Source organism: Actinacidiphila polyblastidii (genome assembly GCF_036353415.1).
GTDB classification, from domain to species: Bacteria; Actinomycetota; Actinomycetes; order Streptomycetales; family Streptomycetaceae; genus Actinacidiphila; species Actinacidiphila polyblastidii.
On sequence record NZ_JAZEWV010000005.1, the window covers coordinates 257,751 to 277,328 of the forward strand.

Annotated in this window: 11 protein-coding genes, 1 tRNA gene and 3 pseudogenes; 4 read left to right on the forward strand and 11 right to left on the reverse strand. The window is 73.2% G+C overall.

The annotated features are described in order from the left end of the window. Positions 1-282: 282 nt before the first annotated feature. The 4 genes from V2S66_RS09520 to V2S66_RS09535 all read right to left on the reverse strand — a co-directional run bounded on the left by V2S66_RS09520 (position 283) and on the right by V2S66_RS09535 (position 5,806). On the reverse strand, positions 283-1,098 hold the full coding sequence (locus V2S66_RS09520) for a S16 family serine protease (protein WP_330794108.1): 816 nt from the start codon (positions 1,096-1,098) through the stop codon (positions 283-285). A 56-nt stretch (positions 1,099-1,154) separates the two neighbouring features. Further along, entirely contained in the window at positions 1,155-2,024 is an 870-nt protein-coding gene (locus V2S66_RS09525) for an IclR family transcriptional regulator (protein WP_330794109.1), read from the reverse strand. Positions 2,025-2,392: 368 nt separating this feature from the next. After that, a complete protein-coding gene (locus V2S66_RS09530; protein WP_330794110.1) occupies positions 2,393-4,186 on the reverse strand; it encodes a DEAD/DEAH box helicase in 1,794 nt (597 codons plus the stop codon). A gap of 156 nt (positions 4,187-4,342) precedes the next feature. Next, positions 4,343-5,806, reverse strand: coding sequence for an MFS transporter (locus V2S66_RS09535; RefSeq protein WP_330794190.1), 1,464 nt, complete (start codon positions 5,804-5,806; stop codon positions 4,343-4,345). A 275-nt stretch (positions 5,807-6,081) separates the two neighbouring features. Between V2S66_RS09535 and V2S66_RS09540 the strand changes: the two genes are divergently transcribed. After that, a tRNA-Cys gene (locus V2S66_RS09540) sits at positions 6,082-6,156 on the forward strand. A gap of 78 nt (positions 6,157-6,234) precedes the next feature. On the opposite strand, the pseudogene V2S66_RS09545 reads toward V2S66_RS09540, so the two are convergent. From V2S66_RS09545 to V2S66_RS09555, 3 pseudogenes are all read right to left on the reverse strand, one after another. Beyond that, positions 6,235-7,510 (reverse strand): annotated as a pseudogene (locus V2S66_RS09545) (tyrosine-type recombinase/integrase). Between the two features lie 85 nt (positions 7,511-7,595). Beyond that, positions 7,596-7,851: pseudogene (locus tag V2S66_RS09550) on the reverse strand (excisionase family DNA-binding protein). A gap of 312 nt (positions 7,852-8,163) precedes the next feature. Then, positions 8,164-8,594 (reverse strand): annotated as a pseudogene (locus V2S66_RS09555) (DUF3987 domain-containing protein); the annotation flags it as partial. An 89-nt stretch (positions 8,595-8,683) separates the two neighbouring features. Between V2S66_RS09555 and V2S66_RS09560 the strand changes: the two are divergent. The 3 genes from V2S66_RS09560 (at position 8,684) to V2S66_RS09570 (ending at position 12,101) form a co-directional block, all read left to right on the forward strand. After that, a complete protein-coding gene (locus tag V2S66_RS09560; protein WP_330794112.1) occupies positions 8,684-9,190 on the forward strand; it encodes a nucleoside deaminase in 507 nt (168 codons plus the stop codon). Between the two features lie 1,483 nt (positions 9,191-10,673). Then, complete coding sequence (locus tag V2S66_RS09565; protein ID WP_330794113.1) at positions 10,674-11,222, forward strand: AAA family ATPase; 549 nt, start codon at positions 10,674-10,676, stop codon at positions 11,220-11,222. 108 nt (positions 11,223-11,330) lie between these two features. Further along, entirely contained in the window at positions 11,331-12,101 is a 771-nt protein-coding gene (locus V2S66_RS09570) for an isocitrate lyase/PEP mutase family protein (protein WP_330794114.1), read from the forward strand. 451 nt (positions 12,102-12,552) lie between these two features. Here V2S66_RS09570 and V2S66_RS09575 read toward each other — a convergent pair whose 3' ends face one another. From V2S66_RS09575 to V2S66_RS09590, 4 genes are all read right to left on the reverse strand, one after another. Further along, positions 12,553-14,859 (reverse strand): xanthine dehydrogenase family protein molybdopterin-binding subunit, encoded by a 2,307-nt coding sequence (locus V2S66_RS09575; RefSeq protein ID WP_330794115.1) that lies wholly within the window; start codon positions 14,857-14,859, stop codon positions 12,553-12,555. Positions 14,860-14,947: 88 nt separating this feature from the next. Continuing rightward, entirely contained in the window at positions 14,948-16,756 is a 1,809-nt protein-coding gene (locus tag V2S66_RS09580; protein WP_330794116.1) for a 2Fe-2S iron-sulfur cluster-binding protein, read from the reverse strand. Then, entirely contained in the window at positions 16,753-17,625 is an 873-nt protein-coding gene (locus V2S66_RS09585; protein ID WP_330794117.1) for an FAD binding domain-containing protein, read from the reverse strand. Before V2S66_RS09585 ends, V2S66_RS09580 begins: the two co-directional genes overlap by 4 nt. Positions 17,626-17,890: 265 nt before the next feature. Further along, on the reverse strand, positions 17,891-19,531 hold the full coding sequence (locus V2S66_RS09590) for a beta-N-acetylhexosaminidase (RefSeq protein ID WP_330794118.1): 1,641 nt from the start codon (positions 19,529-19,531) through the stop codon (positions 17,891-17,893). Positions 19,532-19,578: the final 47 nt, after the last annotated feature.

Sequence of the window (19,578 nt, forward strand, 5' to 3'; positions counted from 1 at the left end):
GCCGGGCCCGTGACCGTGCCGCGGGTCGGTCTGGCGACCGGGCCGAGGTCCGCGACGCGCGGACGCCCGCGCCCGGCGGGTGCACCCGCGCCAGGACGCGGAGCCCGCTCCGGTGGCCGGGGGCGTGACGCGCGGACGCCCCCGCCCGGCGGGTGCACTCGCCGGCCCCGGAACCCCGGCCGGTGGCCGGGCGGGTGACGCGCGGGTGCCCCCGGGGTCCGCCGGAAGGCGGGTTGCGGCCCGCGAACGGGCTGAGGCTGAGTCCCGGCTGCGCGCCGGGGGTCAGCAGGTGGGCGTGGGGTGGGCGGTGCGGAGGGCGGAGAGGGCGGAGAGGGCGTTGTCGAGGGTCGTGACGGGGATCAGCTTGAGGCCGCTGGGGAGCTGGGCCTTGGCGTCGGCGCATTCGGCGCGCGGGACCAGGAAGACGGTGGCGCCGTCGCGGCGGGCGGCCTGCTCCTTCAGCGGCACGCCGCCGACCGCCCCGACCCTGCCCGAGGCGTCGATCGTGCCGGTGCCGGCGATCGCCCGGCCGCCGGTGAGGTCGCCGCCGTGGCCGTCGCCGTCGACCTTGTCGATGATGCCGAGGGTGAAGAGCAGCCCGGCGCTCGGACCGCCCACGTCGGCCAGCCGCAGGGTGACCTTGACCTTCGCCGGGGACAGCCCCATCTCCTTGAGCGCCGCCGCGGTCGCGGCGGTCTGCGAGTCGGCCATCTCCCGCTGGTTGACCTTCTCGATCTCCTGCACCGAGCCGCCGCTGGGGTAGACCGCGTCGCGCGGCATCGCCGCCTGGCCCTTGTCGAACCACGCGTGCCACACGTCGCCGAAGTGGACGGACGCCTGCGGCGAGGTCGCCTCGATGGTGACCAGCCGCAACTGCCCGCTGGTGCGGCGGACAGGGGCGCCGGTCACCGTGATGACCGGGGTGCCCTTGTCCGCGCCGAGCACGTCGGCGGTCAGGCCGGGTGCGACGATGACCACCGGCAGCGGCGCGAGCGCCGCCACCGCCAGCAGGGCGGCGATCACCGCCGCGCAGGCGGCCAGCGTCACCGTCCGGCGCGACGACCGGAGCCGGAAGCCCCGGCGCAAGGAGTCAGACATGCGCCCGACCCTATTTCACCCGCCGCCCGGCTCCCGCCCGGCCCTGGTCGCGGAGGTCACCTGAGGGCGTCCGCGACCTCGACCGCGGCCTCCACGACGCGCGCGCCGACCCGCTCGGGCACGGAGTCCGCGAGCATCACCACGCCGACGCTGCCCTCGACTCCCGGCACGCCGAGCAGCGGGGCGGCGGCGCCGCTCGCGCCGGCCTCCAGCTCGCCGCTGGTGATGACGTAGCGCATGGCGGGCAGCGGCAGCGCGCCGATCGCCCGCTCGCCGCCGTCCCGGGCGCCGTTGGCCCCGTGGAGGCCGCTCCCGCCGCCTGCGCCCGCGTCGAGCGGGCCGTCGGCGGGGCCGTCGGCGAAGCTCTCCGCGAAGCCGTCCCCGTATCCGTCGACCAGGCCGACGGCGGGGACCGCCGCGGCCAGTTCGGCGTAGACGTCGTCGGGACATCGCTCCCAGCCGCCGCCGGGGCTGGGCTGCAGCCCGCGGCCGGCCAGGATCGCCCGGCCGGCGGCGCCGCGGTCCAGCGGGTGCCGGAAGCCGGTGCGATAGGCCACGTGGTAGTCGGTCCAGGTCGGCTCGACCACGGCGACGGCCAGCGCCTCCGTGCCGTCGACCAGGGTGAGATGGGCGGTCGCCCCGATGTCCTCGGCGAGCGCGCGCAGCGCGGGCAGCGCGGCCTCGCGCAGCAGCGGGTGCACCTGGTGTGCCAGGCCCAGCACGCCGAGCCCGACCCTGGCCCGGCCGCCCAGGTCGCGGCGGACCAGCGAATGCTGCTCCAGCGTGGCCAGCAGGCGGTACACCACCGTGCGGTTCACACCCAGTTTGGCCGCCAGCTCGGTCACGGTCAGCCCGTGGTCGGTGTCGGCGAGCAGCTTAAGGACCCGAAGGCCACGGTCGAGCGTTTGAGACGTCTCCGCGGTCACGACGCCCCCTCCTCGTGAAATCGGCGGCGCATCTCACGGACGGAACGCACTGCCGGTCCCGCGGCAGTGCGCGGAGAGGCCGCCGGGTTGGTGTCGGCATACCGGCTGCGCTCCGCGGCAGCACTGCCACGGCGTGTGCGTGACCGGCACCGTAGCGAGGGAGTACCGCTCAGCGGAAGGGGTCGTCCACAATCCGGGCGCGGCTTTGACCTGGTCTTGGGGTGAGATCACCGGCCATTCCGGCCGAGATCACCGCAATACGGCGAAGCCGCGGGCGAGGATTTCCGCGCCGGGTGTCACTGCGCCGAGTGACACCACGCGCCGGGGTGACAGTCGGCCGCCACCGCCGCCGCCACCCCGCGGACGCGTCACCGCATCCGGGTCGCCCACTCCTGCACCTTCTTGATCCGCTCGCCGAGTTGGCCCGCGGTCGCCTCCGCGCTCGGCGGGCCGCCGCACACCCGGCGCAGCTCGTTGTGGATCACGCCGTGCGGCTTGCCGCTCTGGTGGTTGTAGGCGGCGACCATGGTGTTCAGCTGCTTGCGCAGCTCCAGCAGCTGCCGGTGGCTGACCACCGGCCTGCGGTCGGCGGGCAGTTCGATCAGATCGGCCTCTTCGTCCGGCTTCTTCCTGCTGTGCGCGATCTGCCGCGCCTGCCGCTTCTGCAGCAGTATCTGCACCTGGTCGGGCTCCAGCAGCCCGGGGATGCCGAGGTAGTCCTGCTCCTCCTCGCTGCCCGGGTGGGCCTGCATGCCGAACTCGGCGCCGTCGTAGAGCACCCGGTCGAAGACCGCGTCGGACTCCAGCGCCTCGAAGGGCAGCATGTCGTCGTCGGTCGCCTCGTCCTCGGCCCGCTCGGCCTCCGCGAGGAGCTTGTCCTCCTCGGCGAACGGGTCCTCCTCGCCCTGCTTCTTCGGCTTGTCGAGCACGTGGTCGCGCTCGACCTCCATCTCGTGTGCGAACTCCAGCAGCATCGGGATGGTCGGCACGAAGACCGACGCGGTCTCGCCGCGCCGCCTGGACCGTACGAAACGGCCCACCGCCTGGGCGAAGAAGAGCGGCGTGGAGATGGTGGTGGCGTAGACGCCGACGGCCAGCCGGGGCACGTCGACGCCCTCGGAGACCATCCGGACCGCGACCATCCAGCGGTCCTCCGAGGCGCTGAACTCCTCGATGCGCTTGGAGGAGCCGGTGTCGTCGGAGAGCACCACGGTGGCCTTGTGGCCGGTGATCTCCCGGATCAGCTTGGCGTAGGCGCGGGCGGCGTCCTGGTCGGCGGCGATCACCAGGCCGCCGGCGTCCGGGATGCCCTTGCGGACCTCGGTGAGCCGCTGGTCGGCGGCGCGCAGCACGTTCGGGATCCACTCGCCGGTCGGCGCGAGCGCGGTGCGCCACGCCTGCCCGGTGGCGTCCTTGGTCATCGGCTCGCCCAGCCGCGCGGACAGCTCGTCGCCGGCCTTGGTGCGCCAGCGCATGGTGCCGCTGTAGCTCAGGAAGATCACCGGGCGGACCACACCGTCGGCGAGCGCGTTGCCGTATCCGTACGTGTAGTCGGCAGCGGAACGGCGGATGCCGTCGTTGCCCTCCTCGTACGTCACGAACGGGATCGGGTTGGTGTCCGAGCGGAACGGCGTGCCGGTCAGCGCCAGCCGGCGGGCCGCCGGGTCGAACGCCTCCAGGCACGCCTCGCCCCACGACTTGCTGTCGCCCGCGTGGTGGATCTCGTCGAGGATCACCAGCGTCTTGCGCTGCTCGCAGCGGTTGCGGTGCAGCATCGGCCGCACCCCGACACCGGCGTACGTCACCGCGACCCCGTGGTAGTCACGGCCGACCGGTCCCGCGCTGTACTGCGGGTCGAGCCTGATCCCTATCCGCGCGGCGGCGTCCGCCCACTGCGTCTTGAGGTGCTCGGTCGGCGCGACGACGGTGATCTGCTGCACGAGGTGGTTGTGCAGCAGGTACGAGGCCAGGCTGAGCGCGAAGGTCGTCTTGCCCGCGCCGGGGGTGGCCACCGCGAGGAAGTCCCGCGGCTGCCGGGCCACATACGCGTCGATGGCGCCCTGCTGCCAGGCCCGCAGCTTGTTCGCCGTGCCCCACGGCGCGCGGCCGGGGAAGGCGGGGGACAGATGGTGGTTCGGCGAGTGCGAGGCGGTGGTAGTCACGGTCTCCGTGGAGGGTCGGCGGCACGGACGCGTACGGGCGCCGCCCGTACGACAACCGCCTCAGCGTACCGGCCCCCGCCCGGCGCCCCGCCGAACGACGCCCGACCGCGCCGCGGTGCGACCCACTTCACACGCCGCGCCACGCGGCCCCGACGGTCAGTGCTGCGGCTGCGGGCGGGGCTGCCGCCGGGGCCGAGCCCGCCGGTCCTGCCGCCGCTTCGGGCGGAGCCGGGTGGCCACGGCGGCGCCGGCCAGGGCGAGGACGGCGGCGGGCAGGAAGACGGCGGCGAAGGCGGCCGGGTGGTGGGTGGCGGCCGGGGCCGCGGCGGTGGCGGTGGGCGCGACCGAGCCGCCGCCGAGGGCGGTGAAGACGGTGCCGGCCGCGGCGACCAGCAGGACGTTCGCGAGCGCGTCGCTGACCTGGAGGGCGGCGGAGTTGGCGCCGGCGTCGGAGGGCGCGGAGACCTTCAGCAGCAGGACGCTGAGCGAGGAGATGGACAGGCCCATGCCGAAGCCGCCGACCACCCACGCGGCCGCGACCACCGCTGTGGGCACCGAGCGGTCGAGCGCCAGCGGCACCGCCGCGATGGCCACCGCGGTGAGCACCATGCCCACCTCCACCAGGCGTTCGCGCCGCGGCTCCAGCCCCGGCCGCGCCTGCACGTAGGAGCCCAGCGCCCAGGTGAGGCCGCCGCCGGCCAGCGAGAGGCCGGCCAGCGTCACCGACATCCCGCGCTGGGTGACCAGCATCAGCGGGATGAAGGTCTCCGCGGCCATGAACGTGCCGGCCGCGATCCCGCGCATGAGGATCACCGTGGGCAGCCCCCGCGCGGCCCGGAAGGTGCCGCGCGGCAGCAGCCGCAGCGCGGCCGGCACCAGCAGGGCGGCGCCGAGCACCGCGGGCACCGCGGACAGCGGCCGCAGGTCCTGCCCCGCGTACTGCAGCAGCACCGACCCGGTGGCCAGCGCCCCCGCGAGCCAGATGCGCCGCCCGTCCATCACGCCCGCCTCGCCGGGCGCGGGGGCGTGCGCGGTGCGCCGCAGCGCGGGCAGCATGATCGCCAGCGGCAGCACCACGAGCACCGGGATCGCCAGGAACACCCAGCGCCAGCCGAGCTGTTCCGTCACCGTGCCGGAGACCAGCGGCCCGACGATCGAGGGCACCACCCACGACGCCGCGAACGCGGCCATCACCGCGGGCCGCAGCCGCTCCGGGTAGGCGCGGCCCACCACCACGTACAGCGCGACGATGACCAGGCCGCCGCCGAGGCCCTGGACGGCCCGGCCGAGCACGAACGGCGCCATCGACTGCGCGGTGCCGCTGATCACCAGCCCGGCGGCGAAGCCGCCGATGCCCGCGGCGAGCGGCGGCAGCGGGCCGCTGCGGTCGCACCACTGGCCGCTGACCACCATGGCGAGCAGCGAGGTCGTGAAGTAGCCGGAGAACGCGAAGGCGTAGAGCCCGAGGCCGTCCAGCTCCCGCGCGGCGACCGGCATCGCGGTGCCGACGGCGGTCGCCTCGAAGGCGATCATCAGCACGACGGACACGATGCCGAGGGTCAGGGCGCGATGGCGTGCGCTCAGCAGGCCGCCGGCGTCCTGCCCGTCCGCCTCGGATATGGCCTGGTCAACGGCCTGGGCGCCGCGGTTCCGCACGTCGTTCACCTGCCCAGGGTAAGGGGCGAACCTGCTTTTTGCCCCTGCCCTTCCGGCCGATCCCGGCTCCGCCGGAAGTCCTCGGTCGCGCGTCCTCGGCCACCTCTCCCCGCGCCGCGTCCCGCCGGCCCGGCCGTCCCGCCCTTCGTGAACGCGGTGTGGCAGTCGCGTTGCACACCCCCCGGCCCCGTTGACCTGACCGCCGCGGCCCGCCATCGTCGAAGCACGCACCCGCACACGGCCGTGTGCCCGAGTGGTTGAGGGACTCGCCTGCAAAGCGAGTTACGCCGGTTCGATTCCGGTCACGGCCTCCAGTCGCCTGACCAGGCAAAACAAAAGGGCGGCATCCGATGAGGGTGCCGCCCTTTTAGCTGTCCGTCTCAGTTGCCGTCTCAGTTGGCCGGTACGAGGGCGCCGGCCGCGCCGTCGTCATCGTCCGGCCGGTCCGTCCCGGGTTTCCAGATCAGACCGTCGACCTGCCGCGCGATGTCCGTCCGCACGGCGTCCACCATGTGCTGATAGCGGGCGGTCATGGCGGTGGTCGACCACCCCATGAGTCCCATGACGGCCCGCTCAGGGACGCCGAGGATGAGCAGGACTGTCGCGGCGGTGTGGCGGGCGTCGTGCAGGCGGCCGTCTCGCACCTTGGCCTCTTTCAGGAGCGCCTTCCACTCCGTCCAGTCCCGACGGTGGGAGGGACTGTGACCGCGTTCGTCGGGAAAGACCAAGCCGTTGTCCTGCCACAGCTTCCCGGCCGCCTGTCGTTCGGCTTCCTGCGATTTGAGGTGCGCTCGGAGTAGGTCAACGAGTTGTTCGGGGAGACCGACCGCGCGGCGGCCTGCGCGGGATTTGGTGGTGGACGTCTCGGGGTTGGTCCGCCGTCGCTGCGGGCAATGCCCGGCCGCTTTGCGCCCGCAGGGTTCCACGCACCCGTGGGCGTATTGCGGACGGTGGCGGCTTCGGCGGACGACGAGGGCCCTCAAGGTCCACATCCTCCCACGTCATTCCGAGCACTTCTCCCTGTCGCAGCCCGAGCGCGAGGGCGACGGCCCAACGCGCGGAATTACGGTGTCGGCCAGCCGCCTTGAGCAGGCGTTGCACCTCGTGGACGCTGTAGGGCTCGACGTCGTACTCCCCCGTTTTCGGTGCCTTGGCCAGCAGAACGGGGTTCTTACCGAGGTGTCCGCGCCGTACGGCCTCATTGAGCGCGGCGCGGAAGGTGCGGTGTTCCTGATGTGCGGTCGCGGGCTTGCTGCCGGCGGCCTGCATCTTGGCGTAGAACACCTCGATGTGCTCGGGCTTGAGCCTGTCGAGCCGATGTGCCCCCAACCCGGGGATGAGGTGTTTCCGTACCGCGACGCCGTATCCGACCATCGTGTTGTCGTTGACGGCGAGGGGCGCCACATTCTCAATCCAGTGGGTCAGCCACGCTTTGACCGTCCACGCCTTGCCGGGCATCCGTACGGTCTTGGCCTCGCGTTGCTCCTCCAACTCGCGTACGGCGAGGGTCGCTTCCGCGCGGGTTTTCCGCTCGACGTGGCGGCGGTCTGGGGTGCCGTCGTCGCGGACGCCAACGGTGACGCGGCCGTGCCATATGCCGTCCTTGCCGAAGTAGATCGAGCTGCGGCCGTTGGGCTGTCGTGTGCGCTTCTTCTCGTCCTCTGCCATGGGCAGGCTCCTGTATTTCGTGCGTGTCGGGATGGAGCCGGGGCGGCGGGCTGTCCTGTCCGGGAGTGCCGCCGCCCCGGGGTGGTCAAGCTGCTTGGTGGGCGGTGCGGAGCAGGGCCGCGTAGGCGGCCGGCTCCGTCGACCGGGATTCGGCGCAGTCCGCCGACCATGACGGATTCCAGCTCTCCGGTGCGGATGAGTGCGAAGCAGGTGGTGCGGCCGATGCGGAGGCGTCGGGCGGCCTCTTCGACCTTGAGGAAGACGAGGGTCGGGTCTTCGTCGGCGGGTGTGGTGAGGGTGGTGGGTTCGTCCACGGCTCGCTCCTGTGAGGGTGAGTTCATGGCCAAGTGCCGCCGCACAAACCGCAAAATCCGCAGAATTAACGGTGCGGCTGCTTGAGCTGCGGTGATGTGGTGCGCGGTTGGTGGCGGTTGGTGCTCCGCAGAAACCCGCGAAATTCCGCAAAAATCAGGGGCGGCCGACGGCGGGCCGCGCGCGGGGTGGCACCTCGGCTTTTTTGCAGAATATTGCGGGATTGTGCGACGCGGCCCCGGCCGGGGTGGGCGTGGGGTCACGTCGCAGGTCAGCGTGGTGGCCGGGTATTTCTGCGGATTTTGCGGTTTGTGCGGGAGGGGTTGTGCGGGTCGGCCGGGTCACCGGCCGCCGTGGTGCAGGGACGGGTGGGCGGTGAGACGGGGTGCCGGGGGGGGCGTCCGCGCCGTCCGGTGCGCTCGGGTTGGTAGGAGCGCAGGTATCCGTGGTCTTCCAGCAGCGCGAGGGCGGGTTCGAGGTCGGCGATGGTGGGGACCTCGCTGCGGGACAGGACGCTGAAGACGTCCCGTCGGCTGACGTCTTGCCATCCGTTGTCGCGCAGCGCTTCCAGGACGCTGCGGGCGCGGGACAGGACCGGGTCGGCCCCCATGACGTCGAACACGGCCAGGGCGTGGGCGGTGTAGTAGTCGCCCAGCTCGATCGCGGCGCGCATGGTGGCCTCGGTGACGGGGTGGGCGTAGCCGTTGCCGCCGTGTTCGGCCAGGTGCAGCAGCGCGGCCATGCAGGCGGTCGCCCCGGCCAGCTTCCCGGCCGATCGCACCGAACTGCGCTTCGTGACCCCGCTCAAGCCCTGGCGGAAGAAGACAAGCTCCAAGTCCTGAAGCAGACGGAGGCAACCTCGTGAAGACTGCACCATCGGAAGCCGATCAGGGATTCCTCGCTCGCGCAATCGATCTGTCTCGCCACGCGCTCGAAAACGAAGGAAAGACACCCTTCGGAGCGATCGTCATGATCGGCGGAGACATCGTAAGTGAGGGTACGAGCAGCGTCGTTGAACTTGCCGACCCGACCGCACACGCGGAGGTGATGGCACTCCGCAACGCCGGCAAAAGCCTCGGCCGCCACCTGTTCGAGGATGGCGTCATGTACGCCAGCAGTGAGCCGTGCCCCATGTGCCTTGTCGCCTGCTACTGGGCGCGGCTACCTCGCATCGTCTTCGGCGCTACGAGCCACGACGTCGCCATGAACGGATTCGAGGACTTGCAGCTCTACCGCCAGCTTGCATACCCGGCAGAGCGCCGCTCCATGAGGGAGGACGTTGCTACAGGCCACCTGAGCGAGAAGGCATCGGACGTGCTTCGTTCCTGGGCTGCTTCACTACCGGAACCAGTGGTACCCAAGCTGTAAAATAGCCCTTTTTAATTTCGCGCATTAGCGTGATCAACATACCAGACAACAGGAGATTTCATCTAGCCGCTTTTACCATTATTGCATTACCATAATCCCGAGGCGCTCTTCCGCCGCCTCGCGAGTGCACCGAATAAAACTTCATTGACTTTCCCTCAAACGTGATATTCAAATCGTCGTCGTTGTCGCCACAATGTTGCGACACTCGCTTCTCGTGTACTTGGATTTCCCCCGGGGCCAAGTAGGCAGTCAGAGTAAATTTAGTAGAGCAATCCGTTTCGGGGTAATTGACATTGGCAATTACGTCACCAATGCCACCCTGTGCAAAAATAAAAATGACGGGCTGCGCCACAGGGGATTGCGGTGAGTAGACAGAACCACGCCATTCACCGTACACAGGAGCAGCTGAGACGGTATTTGGCGGCTCAGTTTCAGAACCGGACGTTTCGGTCGGGCTCGGTGCTTTCGTGTTGACAGAGCCGGAACTCGTTGAGTCAGAGCCCGATGCACTTTCTGCGGCGTCAGCGCTTTTAGCGTCTGAAGAATCTGACTGAGCGCTCTGAACAATGACAGGTATTAAGATGCCAAGAATTGGGACTAATATCCCAATGACCCACCAAGACCACTTGGGAGGATCAGAATTGGGGTCTCTAGTCATGTCAACCTCGGTGGGCGTCGCGTGCTTCACGCAGGGGAAGCGGCTCTGGGCATATGACAAGTCATCGTACCGCAACTCGGCCCGAGCCTGGCAACCTCGTACCGCCTACACCCTACGGAGCAAAGCGACTGCTGGCCTACTTCAGGATATGAGCAAGCGCCTATGGCGCCTAGCGGCCGTGCAGCACGTAGTCCCGTTTCAATGCTTCTACTCCAACGCTTCGGGGCCATCGCCTGGTCAGCAGATCTAGGACAGTCTCAGTTTCCGTCTCGTTCATGGCCGTACAGAGCCGTTCGGGTCCGAACGGCCGGCCGTCGTCGTCCCTGCCTGCGGACGGGTATGGATGGCGCTGAACGGTGCCGGATCATGCGCTGACCAGCGCGGACCTACCTGCAAAGCGAGTTACGCCGGTTCGATTCCGGTCACGGCCTCCGGCGCCTACGGCGCCTTGAGTTGGCACGACGAAGGGCGGCACCCCGGCAGGGGGCGCCGCCCTTCGCGGTGCCCGCCGGGGTCGCGTCGGGGTTGCCGATGTCCTCGCGGACGGCTGGCGGGCGTCCACGCGCCGTGCGCGGCGCCGAGGCGCCATGGGTGCCCGCCGAGCCCCTGGGAAGGCCCCTCGCGGCACTGCACGCCTTTCGCGGCCCACCCGCCCCACCCTCCCCGGAGGCCCCGAGGCGCCGGTGTTCTCGTCGTACTGTTCCGTTGTTCCGTCCGACTGCCACCCCGGCGCGTGGAGGCAGTCGGGCAGGACGGTTGAGTGCGGACGGCCGGGCTGGGATGCTCGTCGCCGGACGGGGGCGTCCACCGGAAGGGGGCGAACGGATGGGTGACGTGGCGCTGGAACGCGCCGTGCTGGTCATCACGGGAGTGATGGCCTCGGGCAAGTCCACGGTCGCGCAACTGCTGGCCGAGCGGCTGCCGCGGGCGGTCCACGTGCGCGGCGACGTGTTCCGCCGCATGGTGGTGTCCGGGCGGCGCGAGCTGGTGCCGGAGGGCGACGACGAAGCGGTCGAGCAACTGCGGCTGCGCTACCGGGTGTCGGCGCACACCGCCGATCTGTACGCGTCCGCCGGGTGGACCGCGGTGGTGCAGGACGTGGTGCTCGGCGAGCACCTGGAGCCGTACCTGGACGCGATCGCCACCCGCCCGCTCTACCTGGTGGTCCTAGCCCCCTCCCGCGAGGCGGTGGCCACCCGCGAGGCGGCCCGCGCCAAGTCGGGCTACGGGTCCTGGACCGTCGGCGGTCTCGACCACGTGCTGCGCGACGAGACGCCGCGGCTCGGCCTCTGGCTGGACAGCAGCGACCAGACGCCGGACCAGACCGTCGACGCGCTGCTCGGCCGGCTGGACGAGGCGCGCATCAGGGACTGACCGGCGTACGCGCCGGGCACCGGCGGCGTACCCGGCGCCAAGTGGCCCAGGAACCGGGGCGCCGAGTGGTCCACCGCGCCACCGCGCCGACACCGTAGCGTCGTCGCCATGACGGAAGACACCGGGCGCACCAGCCGCCGCGACACCGCCCACGCCGCCCTGCTGCGGTCCTCGCACCACGACCGGCCGCACGGTGAGCCGTTGGTCCTTCCCGGGCCCTGGGACGCCGCCAGCGCCCGCGTCTTCGCCGACGCGGGGTTCACGGCGCTCGCCACGCCCAGCGCCGGTGTGGCGGCCTCCCTCGGCTACGAGGACGGCAGCACGCCGCCCGACGAGATGTTCGCCGCGATCCGGCGCATCGCCCGCGCGGTCGACGTGCCGGTCACCGCGGACGTCGAGGCCGGATACGGGCTGCCCGCCGCGGAGTTGGTCGAGCGGCTGCTGGAGGCCGGGGCGTGCGGCTGCAACCTGGAGGACTCCGACCCGCGCGACAGGCGGCTCAAGGAGCCGCAGGAGCAGGCGGACCGGCTCGCGGCGGTGCGCGCGGCGGCGGGTGACGCCCTCGTCGTGAACGCGCGCGTCGACTCGTACCTGCGCGGTGGCGCGGACCGGACGACGGCGGCGGTCGCCGCCAGGGCCGAGCTGTACGTGGCCGCGGGCGCGGACTGCGTCTACCCGATCGGGTGCCCGCCGGAGGTCCTGCCGGACCTTGCGGAGCGGGTCGGGGCGCCGCTCAACGCGCTGTGCAGGCCCGGCGGGTTGGCGCCGCGCGAGCTCGGCGTGCTCGGGGCCGCGCGGGTCACCTTCGGTGGGGGGATGCAGGCGCAGGCGCTCGACGCGGTGCGGCTCATGGCTGAGGGGTTTCTGCCGCCGCGGTAGGCCTTCGGCCTGCGAAGGTGGCCGCCCCTCCGGGCCGGTGGCCCGCCTCGCCCCTCGTCGTGGCTTGTCGCGCAGTTCCCCGCGCCCCTCAAAAACCCCGGGCCGCGCCCGGAACGCGCCGGGCGTCACGCCCCACCAGGGGCGCGGGGAACGGCGCGAGCAACCCACCACCGGCCGGTGGCCCGGCAACGACAGCAACAGCCCCACCGGGCCGGTGACCACGTACAGCCCTCGCCGTGGCTTGTCGCGCAGTTCCCCGCGCCCCTCAAAAACCCCGGGCCGCTCCCGGAACACGCTGGGCGCTGCGCCCGACCAGGGGCGCGGGGAACGGCGCGAGCAACCCACCACCCACCGGCGGCCCGGCAACGACCGCAACAGCCCCACCGGGCCGGTGACCACGTACAGCCCGTGCGGTGGCTGCCGCGCCCCACAAACGGCTCAGCGCCGAGCGTCAGGTGGGGGGTTTGACGATGGCGGCCTGGGGGCGGATGGGGAGGCGGTTGACGGGGCGGCCGGTGGCGGCGCGGACCGCGGCGGCGACGGCGGCCGGGGAGGTCACGACCGGCACCGCGCTGACCGCCTTCGCCCCGAAGGGCGCGAGGACGTCGCGCTCCTCGACCAGCCGGACGATGCGGACGTCCGGCGCGTCGAGCGCCGTCGGCAGCGGATACCCGGTGAGGTTGGGCCGCTTGACGATGCCGCGCGGCGCGCGCAGGTCCTCCATGAGCGCCATGCCGACGCCCTGGGTGACGCCCGCCTCGATCCGGGCGGCGACCTGGCGCGGGTTCAGCACCCGGCCGACGTCCTGGGCCACCGCCAGCTCCACCACGCGCACCGCGCCCAGCTCGATGTCGACGTCGACGACCGCGCGCACCGCGCAGAAGGTGAGGCCGACGAACGCGTCGCCCTGCCCGTTCTCGTCGAGCCGGTCGGTGGGGTGCGGGCGGCACTGCGCGGTCGCCCACAGCTCCTTGCCGTCCAGCGTCTCGGCGACCGTCGTGGACAGCACCCCGTCGTACGAGGTGATCTTCCCGTCGGCGATGGTGAGCAGCTCGACCGACATGCCGAACTTCGCGGCCAGCGGCTGCAGCAGCTGGGTGCGGACCATCTTCGCGGCGCGTTCCACCGCGCCGCCGGAGACCCAGGTGTGGCGGCTGCGGGCGGCGGGCCCGGCCGGCGGCTGGTCGGTGTCGGACGGCAGCACCCGTACGTCCTCGACGCCCAGCACCTCCTGGACGATCTGCCGGGCGAGGGTGGTGAAGCCCTGGCCGGCCTCGACGGCCGCGCAGATCACGGTGGCGCGGCCGTCGTGGACGCGCACCGTGGCGGTGGACACCTCGTCCGCGCCCTCGGCGCCGAGCACGTGGATCATGCCGAGCGCGTAGCCGACACCGCGGCGCACCGCGCCGGGCTCGCCCGCGCCGCAGACACCGCCGGGCAGCAGCCACTGCGACTCGTCGTCGCCGTCGGGCAGCGGCGGCAGGTCGGCGTCGCGGACCGCCTTGAGGAGTTCGCCCACCGGCGCGGGGCAGGTCACGGTCTGCCCGGTGGGCAGCAGGTCGCCGGTGGACAGCACGTTGCGCATGCGCAGTTCGGCCGGTTCCAGGCCGAGGCGGGTGGCGAGCTTGTCCATCTGCCCCTCGTACGCCGCGCACACCTGGAGGGCGCCCTCGCCGCGGACGTGGCCGGACGGCGGGTTGTTGGTGCGCACCGCCCAGCCCTCGACGAAGACGTGCGGCACCACGTAGGGGCCGGCCGCGAAGGCCACCGCGGCGGCGAGCGCGTCGGAGGACGCGTCGGCGTAGGCGCCGGCGTCGAGCAGGATCTGCGCCTCGACCTTGACCAGCCGGCCCTCGGCGTCGGCGTGGTGGCGGTAGCGCAGCAGGGTGGGGTGGCGGTGGGCGTGGCCGAGGAAGGACTCCTCGCGGGTGGCCACGAACTTCACCGGGCAGCCGGTCCTGAGCGCCAGCAGGCCGAGCGGCACCTGCACGCCGGCGTCCTCGCGGTCGCCCATCGCGCCGGGCACGCCGGTGACGACGACCTTGACCCGGTCGGGCTCCAGGCCGAAACAGGCGGCGGCGACGTCACGGTCGGCGTGCGGGTCGGTGGAGGCGACGTACAGCTCCACGCCGCCGTCGGGGCGCGGCACCGCGAGACCCGCCTCGGCGCCGATCGGCGCGGGGTCCTGGCGGCCGACCCGGTACAGGCCCTCCACCACGATCTCGCCGACCGCCTCCGGGTCGCCGAAGCGCAGCGGGATGTGCCGGATCAGGTTGCCGTCGGGGTGCAGCGGCTGCGCGGCGAACGCCTTCTCCGGGTCGGTGACCGGCTCCAGCACCTCGTACTCGACGAGGATCGCGGCGGCGGCCAGCCGTGCGGTGTCGGGGTGGTCGGCGGCGACCGCGGCGATCGGCTCGCCGTGGTGGCGTACCAGGTCGCCGGCGAAGACCGGGCGGTCGGCGACGCCGCGTCCGTGCATCGCGTCGCCGGGGACGTCCTCGTGGGTGAGGACCGCGCGCACGCCGGGCATCGCGGCGGCCTCCGCGGTGTCGATCCGGGTGATCCGGGCGTGCGGGTGCGGGGAGCGCAGCACGGCCGCCCAGAGCAGCCCCTCGGCCCACAGGTCGGCCGCGTACGGGTAGGTGCCCTGCGTCTTGGCGAGCGCCTCGGTGGACGGCACGGACATGCCGATGCCGTGCGGGGAGGGGCCCTCGGCCAGGGTCTCGGTGACGGCGCCGGGGCCGTCGACGACGCTCATCGGCTGCCGTCCGCGGTCAACGGCGCGCCCGCGGCGGGCCGGTGCGGGCGGGAGGTGGCCGCGCGCGGGGCGCGGGGAGCGCGGGGGGTCACTGGTCGGCCTCCGGGGTGGCGGGTCCGCCCTGGTGGGGGACGCGGGAGGGCGGGTCGTCCGCGGTGTCGTCCGCGCCGCGGTCGGCGACGACCTGGCGCACCGCGTCGAGCACGCCGCGGTAGCCGGAGCAGCGGCACAGGTTGCCGGACAGCGCGTGGCGGACGTCCAGGTCGGTCGGCCGGTGATTGCCTTCGAGCAGGTCGTGGACGGTCATCGCCATGCCGGGGATGCAGAAGCCGCACTGCACGGCGCCGCACGCGGCCAGCGCCTGCTGGACGTCGGAGGGGCGGCCCTCCGCGCTCAGGCCCTCGACGGTCCGCACCTCGCTGCCGGCGGCGGTGGCCGCGGGCACCAGGCAGGACGCGACCAGCCGGCCGTCGACCTGCACCGAGCAGGCGCCGCACTCGCCCTGCTCGCAGCCGTCCTTGGCGCCCGCCAGACCGAGCCGCTCGCGCAGCACGTACAGCAGCGACTCGCCGAGCCAGGCGTCGGTGACGGGGCGCTCGGCGCCGTTCACGCGGAGCGTGTACGAGGCGAGCGGGTGCTCGCTGCGGGTCTCCGGCACGGGCGCGGCGACGGGCTCCCGCACGTCGGCGTCCGGGCCGGGGTCGTCCCGGCCGTCAAGCTCCCGGCCGTCAAGGTCCCGGCCGCCGGCGTCCAGGCCGTCAGGCTCCTGGCCGGCGGCCTCCAAGCCGTCGGGGTCAAGACCGTCGGGGTCCGGACGGTCGCCGTCCGGACCGTCGGCGTCCGGACCGTCGGCGTCGGGCACGTGCGCGCCGGGCTCCCGCGAGTCCTCGGCGTGCGGGCCGTCCCCGCCCCGGTCGTAGGCGTCGCGGTCGCCCTGGTCGCGGTCATACGCGTCGCGGTCGCCCTGGTCGCGGTCGTAGGCGTCGCGGTCGCCCTGGTCGCGGTCGTACGTGTCCCCGTGGGAGGCGTCCCGGCCGGAGGCGTCGTGCCCGTCGCCGTCGAGGCCGTGCGGGTCGTTCAGGGCGTGCGGGTCGTGGAGGCCGCCCGGGTCGGGCAGCGCGTGCGGGTCCTGGAGGGCGTGCACGTCCGGGGCGTACGGGTCCCGGTCCTCGGCGCGGCCGCCGTAGCCGTCCGGCCGCGTGAAGGCGTCGTATGCGAACTCCTGCTGCCTGGGCGGCTGTTCGCCGGGGCCGGCGCTCTGCCGGTGCTCCGGGTCGTCGACCACGGAGGACCACGCGGCGTCCGCCGCCGGGGCGGAGGACGGCAGCCACGGCGCCGCATCGCCGCCCTGCGGGCCGCCGTAGGTGGAGTTCCAGGCGCCGGCGTACGCGTCCTGCGGTCCGGCGCCGGGCGGCAGGCCGTCGCCGCCGCCGTCCTGACCGGCGTCGTGGCCCGGGTCGCGGCCCGTCTCGTGTCCGGTGTCCGCGGGGGCGGTCCTGCCCTGCGCCCTGGCGGCCTGCGCGGCGGCGGCGCCCTGGCCGAACATCCCGGCGGCGAAGCCCTGGGTGGGCGCGGCAGGCGACGGCGCCTGGTCCCACGAGGACGGGAAGGCGCCCATCGAGTACTCGCCGGAGTCGCCGTCGCCGTCGTCCCGTATCACCGGGATCGACCACGTGGTGGCCGGGTCGGCCTCGGTGGGGGCGCCGGGCGGCGGTCCCGCCGGGCCGTGCGCGCTCAGCGGGTCCTCGCCGGGCAGCGGCTCGGGCGGCAGCTGCGCGGCGAAGGACACGTGCATGGTCTGGTCGGGGTCGTAGTCCCCGCCGCCCGGCACCGGCTGCCAGGCACCGGAGTTGCCGTGGCTGCCGGGGTGGGAGCCAGAGTGCGGCTGGTCGGTCATGCCAGGGCCCTCCCGAGCGCTCGGCGGGACAGTGCGGCCACGGTACGCCGCAGCTGGAGGGCGGCCGGCGGCAGCTCGGTCCCCGGCTGGTCCGGGATGCACGCGGCGGCCACGTACTCCCCGAAGGCGGTGCACGCCTCGTCGGCGAGGGTGCGGTCGCCGTCCCAGTCGATCAGGCCGGCCACCCACTGCTCGGCCTCCAGCGGGCGCAGCGGCACCGGGGCGACGGCGCCGACCGCACAGCGCACCTGGCGGCGCGCCGGGTCGACGACCAGGGCCACCGAGGCGATCGCGCGGCCGGGGCCGGTGCGTCCGGTGGCCTTGAGGAAGGTCTGCGGGGCGTGCAGCAGCGGAATGCGCACGAAGGCGAGGAGTTCGCCGGGGCGCAGCGGGTCCATGCCGGTGAGCAGGTGGCTGACCGGGATCTCCCGGTCGCCTTCGGGCCCGGCGAGGATCACCCCGGCCTCCAGCGCGGCGAGCACCGGCAGGGCGTCGCCGGTGGGCGCGGCCGAGACGATGTTGCCGCCGAGGGTGCCGGCGTTGCGGATCTGCGGGGGTCCCGCGGAGCGGGCCGCGGCGGCCAGCGACGGGATGAGCGCGGCGAAGTCCGGGCGGCCCATGCGGGCGTGGGTGAGGCCGGCGCCGAGGAGCGCCGCGCCGTCCGCGTACTGCCAGCCGCGGATCTCGCTGATCCGGCCGAGGCCGACGAGCGCGGCGGGGCGCAGCAGCCCGGAGTTGACCGCGGCCATCAGGTCGGTGCCGCCCGCCACGGGCACCGCGCTGGGCATGGCGGCGAGCGCCGCCACCGCCTCGTCGAGCGAGGACGGCAGCGTGACGTTCTCCGCCGCCTGCTGTGCATACGTGCTCACGCAGCTGCCCCTTCCCGGCCTTCCTCCGTCACGCGGTAGCCGTACCGTACGTGCTGACAGGCCGGACGTGGCAACTCTGGCACATGTTCGCCGACGGTCGGCGCGAGGGTCCACGAAGTACCGATCCGCCCTTCCCGGGAGTGATCGTACGACTGCGCCCCGCTCGGTCGCCTGTGCCGGAATTGCCTTTCTTCTGTGCTGTTGGGGCGGTACGGGACCACGGTGCCAGGTGGCGGGCGGCCGGTGCGGGCGTTCCGCCCGCGGGTCACACGATCGGGGGCGGGCCGTCCTTCGGGCGTCCGGTGACGCCGGGGCGGCGCTGCCAGGGCAGCGGCCCGCCGGCCGGGCGGTACTCCACGCCGAGGGCGTCGAGCCGGGCGTAGTGCGCGCCCATCCGCCGTTCGAAGTCGGCCCAGTCGCGCTCGTCGGAGGCGGGCAGGTCGGACCAGGCGACCTCGGCGAAGGCGGCGAGCCGCGGGAAGGCCATGTAGTCCAGCACCCGCACCGAGTCCATCACCTCGGTCCAGATGTTCGCCTGGGTGCCGATGACGTGCCGGGCCTGGTCCGGCGTCAGCTGCGGGGGAACCGGCTCGAACCGGTAGACGTCCTCCAGGGTGCGGGCGTGCGCGATCGGCACCGGCTCGTCGGGCGACTCCGACTGCCGCCAGTCCAGGTAGACATGGGTCTGCGGGCACATCACCACGTCGTGCCCCGCCTGGGCGGCGGCGATGCCGCCCGCGTAGCCCTGCCAGGAGGAGACCGCGGCGCCCGGCGCGAGGCCGCCTTCCAGGATCTCGTCCCAGCCGATCAGCCGGCGGCCGCGCTCGGCGAGCCAGCGGTCGAAGTGGCGGATGATCCAGCTCTGCAGCTCGTCCTCGTCCTTCAGGCCGAGTTCGGCGATCCGCGACGTGGCGGTGGCCGACTGCCGCCACTGCTCCTTGGGGCACTCGTCGCCGCCGATGTGGAAGAACGTGCCGGGGAACAGGTCGAGGAGTTCGGTGAACACGCCCTCGTAGAAGCGCAGTACGTGGTCGGTGGGGGCCAGCACGTTGGGGTTGACCCCCCAACTGGTCAGCACCTTCAGCTCGGTGGTGTCGACGACGTCGGCGTTGCCCAGTTCGGGGTAGGCGGCGATGGCGGCCTGGGAGTGGCCGGGGATGTCGACCTCGGGGACGACGGTGATGTGCAGCCGGGCCGCGTAGGCGACGATCTCGCGGATGTCGGCCTGGGTGTAGTAGCCGCCGTGCGGGCGCTCGTCCCACAGCGGCGACTCGCGCAGCCCGACCTTGGTGCGCTCGCGCCAGGCGCCGACCTCGGTGAGCCGGGGGTAGCGCCGGATCTCCACCCGCCAGCCCTGGTCGTCGGTCAGGTGCAGGTGCAGCACGTTCAGCTTGTGGGCGGCCATCAGGTCCAGGTAGCGGAAGACCACGTCCTTGGGCATGAAGTGGCGGGCCACGTCGAGCATGAAGCCGCGCCAGCCGAAGCGCGGGGCGTCGGTGAGGTGGCAGGCCGGCACCTGCCACGCGCGGCCGGGGGCGGCGGGCGCGCGGCGGAAGGCGTCGGCGCCGAGGAGCTGGCGGAAGGTCTGCGCGCCCCAGAAGACGCCGGCCGGGCTCGCGCCGGTGATCCGCACCCCGGAGGCCGGGTCGACGGTGACGCGGTAGCCCTCGGGCCCGCCGGGGACCGTCTCGTCCACGGCCAGCCGCACCACGCCGTCGGCGCCGGCGGCGGTGGGCAGGTCCCCCGGCGCGAACGGCAGTCCGGTCGCCGCGCCGACGGTCGCCCGGAGCCACTGCGCGACCTCTTCGGTGCCGGGCCCGGTCACCAGGACGGTGCGGGGGCCGAGCGTGAAGCTGGCGTCTGCGGAGTACACAGCGGTGTGACTGGGGGTGGGGATGAGATCCATGGGTCAATCCTGCTCCATAAACGCCGATTGGCATAGACCAATTCGGC